This window comes from Candidatus Melainabacteria bacterium, from assembly GCA_016193285.1.
Lineage (GTDB): Bacteria > Cyanobacteriota > Vampirovibrionia > 2-02-FULL-35-15 > 2-02-FULL-35-15 > JACPSL01.
In genome coordinates, this window is record JACPSL010000019.1 from 1 (window position 1) to 14070 (window position 14070).

A 14070-nucleotide genomic window follows, 5' to 3' on the forward strand; every position below is an offset into this window, starting at 1 on the left:
CTCATTCTTGTATAACTCTAAAAAATCATAATCGTTTAAATTGTGTTTTAATTTACTCATAACTGCACCTCCAATCAAAGGCCAGCTATTTCTACCTATTTGTTCCTATGTGTGTAAACTTATTTACTCAGCTTGGTATAAATTAAAACTATTAACATTGCAAAAATCTTTTTCATATCTTTTCTCCTTATCTTGAAGTAAAACACTATTTTTGTTTTACCCCCCCCCCCGAAAAATTGAAACAGGTTATTTGGTGGAGAAATTAAAAAATTGAAAATTGAGAATTATTTTTATTTTAAATAGGGATAAGCCTGAAAGTGGTTAAGAGTAAATTTTTAACTTGCTTGTTGCTTTTTTAGCTCTAAGAAAAATGTCTTTAAGTCTTTTGCAGGTTTTATCTTTTTCATTTGTTTTTGGGCTTCTTCAGACTTTTTTCTATAATATTCTAAAAAGTCCTTATCAGATAGATGTTTTGTTTCTTCATACATCTTGTGACGTATGTCATGAATTTGTTTCATTGGCTCTGGTTCGCTCATAGCTTTTACTCCTTTTTACCCACAAATTGTTGAGGTGAAACTATTTCTATTAATCCAAGTAAATTACTTTTCCTTGGTTCATGTGCATCTTCAATTTCTGCCATTACTGTATCAGAGACAATAACATCATGACTCTCTTTTATAATTAACTGTAAGAAGTCATCTGTTAAAGTACTACCAGACCTATCAGTTTCAAGTGAAAAATTCCAGACAGAGGTATCAATATAAAGTTTTAATGTTTTTTTCATTCCAAACAATTATTTTACCAGTAAATTAAAAAATTGAGAATTGAGAATTATTTTTATCTTAAATAGGGATAAGCCTGATTAAAATCCTTGCTATCCTTTTAGCAGCATTACCATCTCCATATGGATTTTTTACTTTTACCATTTTGTTATATGCTTTTTTGTCTGTTAGTAATTTTGAAACTTCTTTAAATATTTTTTCTGGATTAATACCAACTAATTTTGCAGAGCCTGCTTTTATCCCTTCAGGACGTTCCGTTGTTGTACGAAGCACTAGTACTGGCTTTCTAAAGGTTGGTGCTTCTTCTTGTACTCCGCCTGAATCAGTTAAAATCAAATAACAATTTTTCATAGCATACACAAATGGTACATAATCAAGTGGTTCAGTTAAAAATGCTCTTTTATGTTTTCTTAAAATAGGACTTATTACGTTTCTAACTTTTGGATTCTTATGAAGAGGTAAAAGCACTGCAATATCAGGAAATTTATTTAAAATCTTTATTAATGTTTTTGTAATTTCCTTGTGTGCTTTACCAAAATTTTCACGGCGGTGCATCGTTACCAAAATCACACGATGTTTTTTAAAATTGATTTTGTCTGTAGAGACGCATGGCCATGCGTCTCTACAGTAATTTTTTATTGTATACAACAATGCATCAATAATCGTATTTCCTGTCTTAAAAACATTATTTTTTATATTTTCTTTTTTTAAATTTAAAACTGCTTTATCTGTAGGTGCAAAATGAATTGTTGCAAGATGAGATACCATTCTTCTTGCCATTTCTTCTGGATATGGATTATAAATATTGTTTGTTCTAAGCCCTGCTTCAACATGTGCAATTGGAATTTTTAAATAAAACGCAGCTAAACTTGCAGCCATAACACTTGTTGTATCTCCTTCTACCATTACTAAATCAGGTTTTATTTTTTCAAAGACTTTATATGTACTCTCAATCACCCTTGCTGTAAGGTTTGGCAAGGATTGATTCTTTTCCATAAGATGTAAATTATAATCTTCTTTAATCCCAAGCCACTTAAGCATTTGATCAGTCATTTCTTTGTGCTGACCAGTGTTTATTAAAATTGGTTTTAATTTTTTAGATTTTTTTAATTCTAGATAAACAGGGGCTAATTTTATTACCTCTGGACGTGTGCCTATAACGATGGCTATCTTCTTCATTGTTAGAAGGGCTTGGCTTGTCAAGCCCCTACACTCCTATGCGTAATTTTTCTTCTAGTGATTTTAACCGTGCTTCAAGATTTTCAAATTTTCTTGGCAATCGTTTCATTTCTTTTTCATTCTTAAAATATTCTTTATATGGTACTGCTGGCATTCCAATATAAATACTATTTGATGGAATATCACCATGAACTGCACTTCTTGCTACAAAAATCACATCACTTCCAATATTTATATTGTCTGCAAAACCAGTCTGCCCGCCAACTATAATCCTGTCGCCAGTCTGGACACTGCCAGCAAAACCAACCTGACCTACAATTAAACAATCTTTTCCGATTTTACAATTGTGAGCAATTTGTACTAGGTTATCTATTTTTGTACCTGCACCAATTATTGTAGATCCAATTGTCCCAGCATCAACACAACTATTTGCTCCAATTTCAACATCATCCTCAATAATTACATTTCCAATTGATGAGATTTTATGTTGTATTTGACGACCTAGATTAAAATTAAAATTACCTTTTTTTGCTTTTTCTAAATTACTTTCTTCTTCTGTAACATAACTATAACCATCAGATCCAATTACAACACCTGGATGTAAAATTACATTATTTCCAATCTGTGAATTGTCTAAGATAGTACAGTTTGGGTAAATTATAGTATTCTCGCCAACTATACAATTTGCTCCAATGTAAACATTTGCACCAATGCATGCAGTTTTAGAAATCTTGGAAGATAAGTCAACAATTGCTTTTTCATGAATACCTGCTTTTGGAAAAGATTTTAGCTTACTAAAAAGATTAAGTAATTTTTTTAAAACTAATCTTGGTCTTTTTACCCATATTTTTGGTAATTTAGTTTCAGAAAATTTTTCTTTTAAATCACAAGAAACTACTAAAGCTTTTGCTTTTAATTCTTGAATATTCTTTAAATACTTTTCTTCAAAAATAAGAAGTAGATCGTCACTGGTAGAACTGTCAGGAGATGTTGCTAAACTGTCTATAACTAGATCTTTTCTACCATCTAATTCACCATCTATAAAAGCTCTAATTTCATCTAATGTTTTTGGAACTACCTTAGGCATGTTAATTTATGTTTTTTTGTAGAGACGTATGGCCATGCGTCTCTACTTTTTTAATTGATTTATGTTTGCTGGATCTCCATTAGCAAGTGGTGCTTTTTTCTTTAATTGAAGAGATACAGAATCAGTAATATCAGTTCCACCAACAAGGACAGCTCTCTTATCAAGAATAACATCAAGCCCTTTTTCTCCTGCAATTTTTTTAATTGCTTGTAAAATATCATTCTCAATCTGAGTTGATAACGTTTCAATCATCTTTTTTGTTTCTTGAGCTTTTAAATCTATTTTTGCTTGAAGTTCTTTTTTCTTAGTTAATTTTTCAGAATCTGATTTTTTCTGTTTTTCAAATTCACTATAAATTTTTTCAGTCTCACTAATGGTATCTTTTAATTCATCTTGAGCATCTGCAATTTTTTTAGTAGCATCTTGTGCACTAGGAAACTCATCAAAAAGCCTTTCCCCATCTACAACACCAATTTTTGAACTGCTTTGAGCTAAACCATAACTAGGCCAAGAAATAAAAGTAATCAGCACTAATAAACTCAATATTCTATTCATTTTTATATCTCCTAAATAAAAGTATCTCTTTAATAATACCTGATAACCTCAGAATCTTTCACCTAATCCAAAATTAAACCTTCCAAATATATTTTTACTATGCCATAAAGTTCTCATAAATGGTATACCATAATCAATTCTAATTGATCCAAGCATTGGAACATTTGCTCTAAGTCCAATACCTGTTGACAATGCAGTATCTAATCTGTTAAACAATCTGTTTATCCTGCTATTACCTCCTACATAACCTAAATCAGTAAAGAAAACAAGTTTTAAATTTTGACCAAGTGGTGTATTTTGAAAACCCGGTATAGTATCTAACAAAGGTGTTCTAATTTCAGCACTTGCAAGTAAGCTCCTTGAACCAATCCCTAAATCTGAAAAAGATCTGTAACCTCTAACTCCATAATAACCACCAGCTTTAAATTGATTGTACATTGGGATATCACCTAACAATCTCGAGGAGCCTTGTAAATTAAATGCAAGTGTTGTTTTTTGTCCTACTGGAATATATCGTCTTAAATCAACTCCAAGCTTTGTAAAACTACCATTTCCAATACCAATTGCTTGACCAAAATTAATTTTATTGTAAGAACCTTTTTTAGGATCTAATAAGTTGTCCCGGCTGTCAAATGCAAGTGTTGGACTAAAACTAAGATATCTTCCATCTTGTAATTGTTCTTCCCTGATTTTTTTTGCAAGCTCACCTGCTTGTGCTTTTTGTACTGATAATTCATGCTCAGAGATTGATTGCCCAGGTTTAAAAATATTTTTCTCAGTAATCCCACCTAAAAGCTTTCCATCATCAACATTTACTAGCTGATCTGTTAAAAAGTCAGTTGCTTGTGAACCATATTCTTTTAAGTCAACACTTTCTCCACTTAAATCAAAACCACCCAGCAAGTTCATACCAAGCGGTCTTGTTAAAGAAACTCCTAAACCAATATTTTTTTCCTGAGCCAAGTCAACCAAGTAACTATTAAATGTATAACCATGAGTAAAAAAGCTAACAGAATTATTTGTACCTAAAAAGTTAGGATCCAAATACCTTGCTTCAACTTGAGCTGTTTTTCTGTCTGCTAAGAATCTTTGATTAATAATTGTGTTAGCTAAAATCCCTGTGCCAAACTGAGTATTAAGAGAAACACTTTTTCCTTCTCCAAAAAGATTATTATTACTAAATCCAAAGTTAGCAAATACCCCATTTAAAGTATTTACCCCGCCACCAAAACCAAATGAAGTATTTCTTTTTTCTTCAACTTCAATACTTAAATCATATTTTCCTGGATTTTCTTTTGATGAAGTAAGTGTTCTGCGTACATCGTTAAATAATCCTGTGCCTTGAAGAGCTCTAAAGTCTTGAACTAATAAAATCTCATTGTAAGTTTCACCCCCTCTTAAGTTAGGAGTAAATCTCTTTATGTATTTTTCTTTTGTTTTTAAATTCCCTTTAATAACAACTTTATCTATGATTCCTTCGTTTAGGTTTATTGTTAAAGTACCGTCTGGATCAAGAGAAATATCACTAACTCTTGCTAAAACAAAACCACGTTCTCTGTATTTTCTTTCAATTAAATCTAATGCTTCTGATATCTTAGTTAAACTTTCTGGTAAACCAATTAAATCCTGAAAAGTTACTAAGAGTTCTTCAGAAGAAATTATTTTATTGCCAACAATTTGTACTCTTGAAATTGGATTATTTTCTTCAATTCTAATTTTTAATAACACACCATCTTTTTCTTGCTCAGGATTTGCTTGAATACTGTCCCTGACAAAATAACCTAATCTGTCAATGGACTCCAGATCATTTAAAACCTTATCTTTGTTAAATTCTGTGCCAACTTTAGAATCAATGGTATCTAATATTTGCTTTTCTGAAATTAATCTATTTCCTTGAATTAAAACCTGCTTTATCAGGGCAGCCTGGTCTAAGTTTGCTTTTTCATTTTTACCACGTTCATCACTTTGTTTTAATTTATTAAATAAAGAACCAATATTTGAAAACCCTGACTGGGCATATGCTGGAATAAATAGCTGAAAAAGAAAGCTATTAATTAATAAACAACTTAGAACTCCAGACAACCATTGATTTTTTTTTGTAATATTCATTAAGACAGGATTTGGTGAATCTTTCTTTTTTATCAAACGCAGTATTTTAGCATATTATTATGACGCAACATGAGCTATTGAGAGCCCAGTTAGTGTTTTAATAACAATATACTTCCAAACCAATATGGATAAACCTTTTAAAATAGGCTTTTATTCCTATATTTTGACTATTGTATATAGGAAATTAAGAAATATTTTGATTTCTCATATTACTAGTCTAGGAAAAAACTATTACTGGCATCTTTTCAAGCTTTAACTTTCCAGGTAAAATATTAAAGCTTTTTACAAGTAAAGCATAAGTAAAAACAATTTAAAGGAGTCAAGCAAAATGTCAAGGCAAAAGTTTGAAAGAACAAAACCTAATGTAAATATTGGAACCATTGGTCATGTAGATCACGGGAAAACAACCTTAACAGCAGCAATTACAATGGCACTAGCTGCTACTGGTCAAGCACAACCAAAAAAATATGATGAGATTGATTCAGCACCAGAAGAAAAAGCAAGAGGAATTACAATTAACACAGCACATGTTGAATATGAAACAAAAGCACGTCACTATGCACACGTAGATTGTCCTGGTCATGCTGACTATATAAAAAACATGATAACTGGTGCAGCACAAATGGATGGAGCAATATTAGTTATCTCAACTGCAGATGGTCCCATGCCACAAACAAGAGAACACATACTGCTTGCTCGTCAAGTAGGAGTACCTCATATTGTTGTGTTTTTAAACAAAATAGATATGGTTGATGATAAAGAATTAATTGACTTAGTTGAAGTTGAAACAAGAGAGCTTTTAACTAAGTATGGATTTAAAGGTAGTGAAATTCCGTTTGTAAAAGGCTCAGCCTTAAATGCAATGGAAGCACTTGTAAAAAATCCAACTATCAAAAGAGGTGAAAATAAAGATGTTGATTGTGTTCATGAACTCATGGATGTTATTGATAAAAGCATCCCAACTCCTGTAAGAGAGACTGATAAACCATTCTTAATGGCAGTAGAAGATGTATTTTCTATTACTGGTCGTGGAACAGTTGCTACTGGTCGTGTTGAAAGAGGTAAGTTAAAAGCACAAGAAGAAGTTGAAATAGTAGGAATAAAAGAAACTACAAAAACCATAGCAACTGGACTTGAAATGTTTAGAAAAACATTAGATGAAATTCAAGCAGGAGATAATGCTGGTGTACTTTTACGAGGGATTGAAAAAGATGGTGTAGAACGTGGTCAAGTTCTTGCAAAACCAGGTTCAATTAAGCCTCACACTAAGTTTAATGCTGAGGTTTATGTTCTTACAAAAGAAGAAGGCGGAAGACATACGCCATTTTTCCCAGGTTACAGGCCACAATTTTATGTAAGGACTACAGACGTTACTGGCTCAGTTAAACTCCCAGCTGGTGTTGAAATGGTAATGCCAGGTGACAACATTGCAATGGAAGTAGAACTTATTCAACCAGTTGCAATTGAAGAAGGAATGAGATTTGCAATCCGCGAAGGTGGTAGAACAGTAGGTGCAGGAGTAGTAAGTAAAATCCTTGCCTAATAACTTGTAAATGACAAAAAAAACACTAGAACAACCATTAAAAAATCGTATTCGTATCCGCTTAAAGGGATATGATCATAGAGCTCTTGATGCTTCTTGTGATCAAATTGTAGATTCAGCTGTTAGGACAGGAGCTGCAATAACTGGCCCAATTTATTTGCCAACTGACAGGCACATTTATTGTGTAAATAGATCTCCGCACGTAGATAAAAAATCAAGAGAGCATTTTGAAATAAGAATTCATAAGAGGCTTATAGACATTGAAAACCCTACAAATGAAACTACAGATGCTCTGACAAGATTAGATTTACCTGCAGGGGTAGATATTGAGTTAAAACTATGACAAGGCCTATAAGGACAAGACTAGAAATATTAGCTAAAAAACTTGGAATGACTCAGTACTTTAGCAAGGATGGAGATGCTGTACCTGTTACTGTAGTAGAGCTTTCTGAAAATATTATTACTGAAATAAAAACATCATCTAAAAATGGTTACAGTGCTATCCAAATCGGAGCAAATGTAAAAAAGGAAAAGCATTTAAACAAACCACTTTTAGGAAATTTAAAAAAGAAAAACTTACCAAATCTTAGTTTTTTAAAAGAAGTTAGAGTTGAGTCAAAAGACTTAGATACTTACAAGATTGGTGAAGCGATTGATCCTTTAAAAATATTAATTCCAAATGAATATGTTGATGTATCAGGAGTATCAATTGGTAAAGGCTTTCAAGGGATGGTAAAGCTTTACCAAAAAAGCCGTGGTGCTAAATCTCATGGTTCAAAATCTTACAGACAGCCAGGTTCAATTGGGGCACATACTTTCCCTGGAAGAGTTTTACCAGGCAAAAAAATGCCATCTAGAATGGGTAATGAAATTATCACAGTTAAAAAATTAAAAGTTATAGAAGTTGATAAAGAAAAAAATATTGCATTAATAAAAGGTGCACTTCCGGGTGCTGAAGGTACAATGCTTGTTATAAAACCATCGATTAAGAAGTGGAACTAGGATAGTTACAAGGTTGCAAGGTTACAAGGCTAGAACCTAGAAACCCTGAAACCTAGAAACCTTTTTAAATCCAAAGTGCCGTAATTATATAATCCAAAATTACAACGAGTGCAAAGTTTATTACAACAGAAAGCTTAGTTGAATTACCAACTTCTTTAGAACCACCAGAAGTTAGAATCCCACATGTATAACTTACTAAAGTTACTACAAAACCAAATATACATGCCTTTACTAAACAAAGAGAAATATCTTTCATATTTACTGAACTAAAAATTGATGTTAAATATAAACTTGAAGTAATATTAATTAAAAATTTGCAAAATATAAAATTAATCAATAATGCCATTGCTATACAAAGCACCATGATTAGGGGAAAACCAACAAGTCCAGCAATAACCATAGGCACAAGTAAATATTCACTGCTCTGAACTTTTACAATTTTCATTGCATCTAATTGTTCAGTAATTTTCATTGAACCAATTTGTGCTGTCATGCCAGAACAAAACTGAGTTACTAATGCAAGAGAACCTAATACAGGAACCCCTTCTCTAATAAGGGATAATGCAACTATTCCACCTAAATATATATTTAACCCTCTAAGAGAAAGTTCTGGTGCTACATGAATTGCATAAATTAGGGAACTAGCACTTACAGTAAGAGTTGCAATTGGTAAACATGTCCAAATAATTCTCTTCAAATATTCAAGCAGATTATTAATATAAAGATTCCCTGAAGGCAAGTCTCTGGAAATAACTTTAGCAGCTTCAATAAAGTTTTTTGCAAGAGTTGCTATAAAAATATTTGTTGGATTAATTTTTGAGAAAAGATTATCAATGTTTAACTTCATAACAATGGTTTTTTAGCAAAAGAGCTTGTTAATATGCTTCTTGTTTGATATCTATGAGTTTGTGCATAGGTAATAATCTGATTTCTTGTATCTATAGCAACCCCAACTAAAATTATTAATGATGTACTGCCTAAACCGCCTAAAGTACTAACTTGGCAAAGCTGCTCAACATGAATTGGTAGGACAGCAACTAAACCTATTGCTACTGCTCCAATAAAAATTAATCTGTTAATTATTAAATCAAGATACTCACTTGTTGCTTTGCCTGGTTTTACTCCTTGAATGGCTGAACCATTTTTCTTTAAGTTTTCAGCAATTTCCCTAGGGTTTAAAATTATTGAAGCATAAAAATAAGAAAATAACATGATTAGTAAAAAGTATATGAAAGAATGCTGCCAATGTCCACTTCTAAATAAATATTCAATTTGCAATGTCAGCCAGTTTCCAAGATCACTAAAAATATAATTGTCTTGTATTTTTACTTGCGACAAGGCAAAACTTAATTGTGCAAAACCAGGAGTATTAGTAAAAAAATCTCTTAAAGTTATAGAGATTGATTTATTTTGCAGACCTGCAAATGCAAGTAATTGCAATGGAAGAAACATTAAAGAGCTTGCAAATATAATTGGTAAGACTCCTGCAGGATTAATCTTAAATGGCATATAGTGATCAGGTGCACTAGTAACTCTTCCACCAACAGTTTGTCTTCTAGCTCCTAAAACTAAAATCTTCCTAGCTCCTTCTTGAATAAATATAATTAAAATTACTAATATACAAAACACCAATAATAATGTTGCAACGCCCCATGCAGGTGATGAGCCAGTATTTAAAGCAGTAATTGTATCTTTAATCATTATAGGCATTCTTGAAGCTATTCCAATAAAAATAAGTATTGATGCACCATTACCAATGCCGGATTCTGTAATAACTTCACCAAGCCACATAACAAAAATACTTGAACAAGTAAGAACTACTACTGTATTTAAATAAAATGCTGGTGTACCTGCATTTGCTACTCCAGTTACATCAAGGAATCTTGCTAATGCTAATGATTGAACCATTGCTAAAGCAACTGTAGTTCTTCTTGTAATTTGTTGAAATTGTTTCCTTCCTTGGTCGCCTTGTTCTCTTTGCATATTTTTTAGGGCAGGGATTACTTCAGTCATAAGCTGCATAATGATTGAGGAAGTTATATATGGTCCAATACCAAGAGCAAAAATAGATAAAGCACTTAAAGCTCCACCTGCAAATAAATCTACTAAACCTAAAAGTCCACTGGTTAAAATATTTGACCTTTTTAAAAGATCATGATTTACACCTATTAAAGGAATATGTACTCCAAGTCTGTATATTGCAAGCATAAGAACAGTAAACATTAACTTTTGCATGAGGCCACTAGCTTTAAACATTTCTGCAAAAGTTGAGATGCCTGCTTCTTTTCCAATTTTTCTAGCCTGGGTAGACATTAGATCCTTATTATTTCACATTTACCACCAGCTGATTCTATTTTTTCTTTTGCTGACTTTGTAAAATAATGTGCTTTTATATTAGCAGAAAATTTAATTTCTCCATCACCTAAAACTCTAATCCCATCATTAATGTCATTAATAATTTTTTTCTCCAGTAATAGCTCAGGAGTAATTTCTTTATAAGAAGAAAGTTTTTCCAAATTTGTTAAGTTTATAATTGTCCAATACCTTTTATTTGGTCTTTCATTAGTTTGAAATTTTGGTAACCTTCTGTACAAAGGAGTTTGTCCACCTTCAAAACCAGCTCTTTTTCCTTTGCCAGATCTTTGACCTTGTCCGTTATTTCCTCTGCCACAGGTTTTTCCATTACCAGAACATCTACCTCGTCCTAAAAGTTTAGGTTTTCTTCTTGAACCTTTATTTGGTTTTAAATCCATTAGTTTCATTTTAAGACGCCCTTATTATTTCTCTTAAATTCATACCTCTTAATTTTGCAACTTCATCAAACTTTCTAAGTTCTTGTAAACCAGAAATCGTAGCTCTTGCTACATTTAATGGTGACCTTGAACCAAGTGACTTAGATAAAATATCTCCAACACCACCTAATTCAAGAACAGTTCTTGCTGCACCACCTGCTTTTATTCCTGTTCCTTCTCTGGCTGGCTTTAACAAGACTTTTGCAGCACATGCTTTACCACATACTGGATGTGGTATTGTTGAATTAATTAAAGGCACAGTAATTAAACTTTTTTTTGCATCTACAACACCTTTTTGAATTGCACCAATTACTTCTGTAGCTTTTCCAACTCCAACTCCAACTTGACCTTTTGCATTTCCAACTATTACAACAGCTCTAAAACTTAACTTCTTGCCACCTTTAACAACCTTTGTAACTCTTCTTATTTGTACAACTTTTTCTATCCATTCAGGAGCTTCAGATTTAGCAGAATCAGGGCCTTTGTCACCACGTCTTTTTCTTTTTCTTCTTGATTCTTTTTTAGTAACCTTTTGAACTATTTCCTGCTCTGTAGCTTCCTCAATACCAGTTAGTTCATCTTCTTCAGCCTCTTCTTGTGGAACAGCAGTTGGGGTTTCAGACTCTTCAACTGGTGCATCCATTTTTATTTCTTGTACTTCAGGTTGTACTTCAGGTAACTTTTCTAATTCATTTTTATTTTCAGTATTTTCTTTATTATCTTCTTCCATAGTTTTAAAACTCCAACCCTTCATTTCTTGCTGCTTCTGCAAAAGCTAAAATTTTTCCATGATATTTACTCCCACCTCGATCAAACACAACATTTTTTATACCAGCATTATCAGCACTTTTGGCAATTTTTTCACCTATTAGTTTTGCAGCTTCTTTAGTCCATGTGGTTTTTAATTCTTTTTTTACTTCAGGATGAAGAGTAGAATATGATAACAGTGTCCTGGCATTTATATCATCAATGATTTGAGCATATATGTGCTTGTTGGATTTAAATATAGATAACCTGGGTCTTTCTTGTGTACCAATAATTTTTTTTCTTAGCCTGAAATGGCGTTTCTTATTTCTTTCTTTTTTTGATGTTTTATTTATCACTTTTTTATTTTACTACTTCTTTACTGCTGATTTCCCTACTTTTCTTCTTATCCTCTCATTAGAATATTTAATTCCCTTTCCTTTATATGGTTCAGGTAACCTTATAGATCTAATATGAGAAGAAAGATCACCAACAATTTGTTTATCAATACCAGTAATTGTTATATGAGTTTGGTTTTTGTCTACCTCTATTTTAGTCTCTTTATTTGGAGTAACCTCTATTTGATTGCTATAGCCTACTTGTAAAACTAACTTATTCCCCTGAAGCAAGGCACGATATCCTACACCAACTATATCTAACTCCTTCTTAAATCCTTGAGTGACTCCAAGAATCATATTTTGAAGTATTGTTCTATAAGTTCCATGTAAACTTTTAAAAAACTTTTCATTGTTATTTCTTGTTAAAACAATCTTTCCATCTTGCTTCTCAACTTTAATATCTTTTCTAAATTGATTTTCTAGCTCACCCTTAGGTCCTTTTACTTTTACTAATTGATTAGTAGGAGATTCAGAAATAGTAACTTCGACTTTCTCTGGTATTTGTACTGGATTTTTTCCTACTCTTGACATAATTTTTAACCTACCAAATTTGACAAAGCACTTCTCCTCCTATACCTTCTTTTCTTGCTTGACGATCTGACATCAAACCTTTACTAGTACTAATTATAGAAACCCCTAAACCACTTAATACTCTTGGAGCATTCTTAGACCTAGTATAAATTCTTAGGCCTGGACTAGATACACGCTTCCATTCCTTAATTAATTTTTCACCTCTTGGACCATATTTTAAATGTATCCTTAATATCTTTTTTACTTTCACTACATCAAGTTCAAGCATTTCATATGAATTAATATATCCTTCTTTTTTTAATACTTCAGCAATTTTAACTTTTATTTTAGAAGCTGGTATATCAACGCTTTCATGCATAGCTTTAATTGCATTTTTTATTCTTGAAATCATGTCACTAATTGGATCTGAATGTGTCATATTTTATTCCCTTTTTAGACAACTGCAAGAGTTGCCACTACTTACCAACTTGCCTTAACTACACCAGGTAACAATCCTTGATGTGCCATTGCTCTTAAACAAAGTCTACAAAGTCCAAAATTCCTGTAATAACCACGAGACCTGCCACACTTTCTACAACGGTTATGGAGTTTTACTTTTGGATATTTACCTTTTAAGACTAATATCCTTTTTTTTCTTTCTCTTTCAATCATGCACAGTTTTGCCATAGTTATATCCTTCTTATTATCCCAAGCGGGCAACGGGATTCGAACCCGCGACGTCAAGCTTGGGAAGCTTGCATTCTACCACTGAATTACACCCGCATTCTTCCATCCTCCAATTCTCTAATCTCTTATTTTCTAAACGGCATCCCTAAAGCACTTAAAAGTTCTTTAGCTTCATTGTCTGTTTTAGCTGTAGTTACAAAAGCAATGTCCATCCCTCTTATATTATCGACCTTGTCAAAGTTAATTTCAGGAAAAACAATTTGTTCTTTTAAACCTAAATTATAATTACCTTTCCCATCAAAACCCTTTGTTGAAACACCATGAAAATCTCGCAGCCTAGGTAAAATAAAATTAACAAGCTTACTGTAAAAATCATACATTCTTTTTGCACGTAAAGTTACCTTACAACCAACAGGTCCACCTTTTCGGATTTTAAAAGTTGAGATTGATTTTTTTGCTCTTGTTATAAGAGGCTTTTGTCCTGTAATTAACTTTAAATCATTAATGCCACTATCTAAGAACTTAGAATCTGACATTGCTTCACCCATGCCCATGTTTACTACAATTTTTTCAAGTACAGGAATCTCATGAACATTTTTATATCCAAGTTTCTTCATAAGACTATCTATAATCTCAGCCTTGAATCTTTCTTGTAAGTTTTTTATTTTCTTTGACATATAAT

At 32.2% G+C, this 14070-nt stretch carries 18 protein-coding genes and 1 tRNA gene; 3 read left to right on the forward strand and 16 right to left on the reverse strand.

The window, feature by feature from the left end; genetic code table 11:
• Nucleotides 1–335 precede the first annotated feature (335 nt).
• The 6 genes from HYY52_04460 to HYY52_04485 are packed head-to-tail and all read right to left on the reverse strand — an operon-like array spanning nucleotide 336 to nucleotide 5748.
• On the reverse strand, nucleotides 336–536 hold the full coding sequence (locus HYY52_04460; GenBank protein MBI2995938.1) for a hypothetical protein: 201 nt from the start codon (nucleotides 534–536) through the stop codon (nucleotides 336–338).
• Between the two features lie 5 nt (nucleotides 537–541).
• Complete coding sequence (locus tag HYY52_04465) at nucleotides 542–784, reverse strand: hypothetical protein (protein ID MBI2995939.1); 243 nt, start codon at nucleotides 782–784, stop codon at nucleotides 542–544.
• A gap of 58 nt (nucleotides 785–842) precedes the next feature.
• Entirely contained in the window at nucleotides 843–1961 is a 1119-nt protein-coding gene (wecB, locus tag HYY52_04470; GenBank protein ID MBI2995940.1) for a UDP-N-acetylglucosamine 2-epimerase (non-hydrolyzing), read from the reverse strand.
• Nucleotides 1962–1989: 28 nt separating this feature from the next.
• A complete protein-coding gene (gene lpxD / locus HYY52_04475; protein MBI2995941.1) occupies nucleotides 1990–3048 on the reverse strand; it encodes a UDP-3-O-(3-hydroxymyristoyl)glucosamine N-acyltransferase in 1059 nt (352 codons plus the stop codon).
• 42 nt (nucleotides 3049–3090) lie between these two features.
• On the reverse strand, nucleotides 3091–3603 hold the full coding sequence (locus HYY52_04480; protein MBI2995942.1) for an OmpH family outer membrane protein: 513 nt from the start codon (nucleotides 3601–3603) through the stop codon (nucleotides 3091–3093).
• A gap of 48 nt (nucleotides 3604–3651) precedes the next feature.
• Nucleotides 3652–5748, reverse strand: coding sequence for a BamA/TamA family outer membrane protein (locus tag HYY52_04485; protein MBI2995943.1), 2097 nt, complete (start codon nucleotides 5746–5748; stop codon nucleotides 3652–3654).
• 292 nt (nucleotides 5749–6040) lie between these two features.
• Here HYY52_04485 and tuf point away from each other — a divergent pair, with 292 nt between their 5' ends.
• From tuf to rplC, 3 genes are read left to right on the forward strand one after another with little or no spacing between them, the layout of a single operon-like run.
• Nucleotides 6041–7255 carry an elongation factor Tu gene (tuf, locus tag HYY52_04490; protein ID MBI2995944.1) on the forward strand — a complete coding sequence of 405 codons (1215 nt, stop codon included), beginning with the start codon at nucleotides 6041–6043 and terminating at the stop codon, nucleotides 7253–7255.
• 10 nt (nucleotides 7256–7265) lie between these two features.
• On the forward strand, nucleotides 7266–7598 hold the full coding sequence (gene rpsJ / locus HYY52_04495) for a 30S ribosomal protein S10 (protein ID MBI2995945.1): 333 nt from the start codon (nucleotides 7266–7268) through the stop codon (nucleotides 7596–7598).
• On the forward strand, nucleotides 7595–8257 hold the full coding sequence (gene rplC / locus HYY52_04500) for a 50S ribosomal protein L3 (GenBank protein MBI2995946.1): 663 nt from the start codon (nucleotides 7595–7597) through the stop codon (nucleotides 8255–8257). Before rpsJ ends, rplC begins: the two co-directional genes overlap by 4 nt.
• 64 nt (nucleotides 8258–8321) lie before the next feature.
• Here rplC and HYY52_04505 read toward each other — a convergent pair whose 3' ends face one another.
• The 10 genes from HYY52_04505 to rplE form a co-directional block, all read right to left on the reverse strand.
• A complete protein-coding gene (locus HYY52_04505; protein MBI2995947.1) occupies nucleotides 8322–9104 on the reverse strand; it encodes an ABC transporter permease in 783 nt (260 codons plus the stop codon).
• On the reverse strand, nucleotides 9101–10570 hold the full coding sequence (secY, locus tag HYY52_04510) for a preprotein translocase subunit SecY (protein ID MBI2995948.1): 1470 nt from the start codon (nucleotides 10568–10570) through the stop codon (nucleotides 9101–9103). The genes HYY52_04505 and secY overlap by 4 nt, the downstream gene beginning before the upstream one ends.
• Entirely contained in the window at nucleotides 10570–11019 is a 450-nt protein-coding gene (gene rplO / locus HYY52_04515) for a 50S ribosomal protein L15 (protein ID MBI2995949.1), read from the reverse strand. The genes secY and rplO overlap by 1 nt, the downstream gene beginning before the upstream one ends.
• A 1-nt stretch (nucleotide 11020) precedes the next feature.
• Nucleotides 11021–11692 (reverse strand): 30S ribosomal protein S5, encoded by a 672-nt coding sequence (gene rpsE / locus HYY52_04520; protein MBI2995950.1) that lies wholly within the window; start codon nucleotides 11690–11692, stop codon nucleotides 11021–11023.
• Between the two features lie 91 nt (nucleotides 11693–11783).
• The gene (locus tag HYY52_04525; protein MBI2995951.1) at nucleotides 11784–12152 is read right to left on the reverse strand and encodes a 50S ribosomal protein L18; all 369 of its coding nucleotides are present in this window, start codon (nucleotides 12150–12152) and stop codon (nucleotides 11784–11786) included.
• A 12-nt stretch (nucleotides 12153–12164) separates the two neighbouring features.
• Nucleotides 12165–12722 carry a 50S ribosomal protein L6 gene (gene rplF, locus HYY52_04530; GenBank protein MBI2995952.1) on the reverse strand — a complete coding sequence of 186 codons (558 nt, stop codon included), beginning with the start codon at nucleotides 12720–12722 and terminating at the stop codon, nucleotides 12165–12167.
• Nucleotides 12723–12732: 10 nt separating this feature from the next.
• Entirely contained in the window at nucleotides 12733–13140 is a 408-nt protein-coding gene (rpsH, locus tag HYY52_04535; GenBank protein ID MBI2995953.1) for a 30S ribosomal protein S8, read from the reverse strand.
• Between the two features lie 41 nt (nucleotides 13141–13181).
• Nucleotides 13182–13388, reverse strand: a complete 207-nt coding sequence (locus HYY52_04540; protein MBI2995954.1) for a type Z 30S ribosomal protein S14 — start codon at nucleotides 13386–13388, stop codon at nucleotides 13182–13184.
• Nucleotides 13389–13412: 24 nt separating this feature from the next.
• Nucleotides 13413–13484: transfer RNA gene (locus HYY52_04545), tRNA-Gly, on the reverse strand.
• 29 nt (nucleotides 13485–13513) lie between these two features.
• Nucleotides 13514–14065 carry a 50S ribosomal protein L5 gene (gene rplE, locus HYY52_04550; protein MBI2995955.1) on the reverse strand — a complete coding sequence of 184 codons (552 nt, stop codon included), beginning with the start codon at nucleotides 14063–14065 and terminating at the stop codon, nucleotides 13514–13516.
• Between the last annotated feature and the right edge of the window lie 5 nt (nucleotides 14066–14070).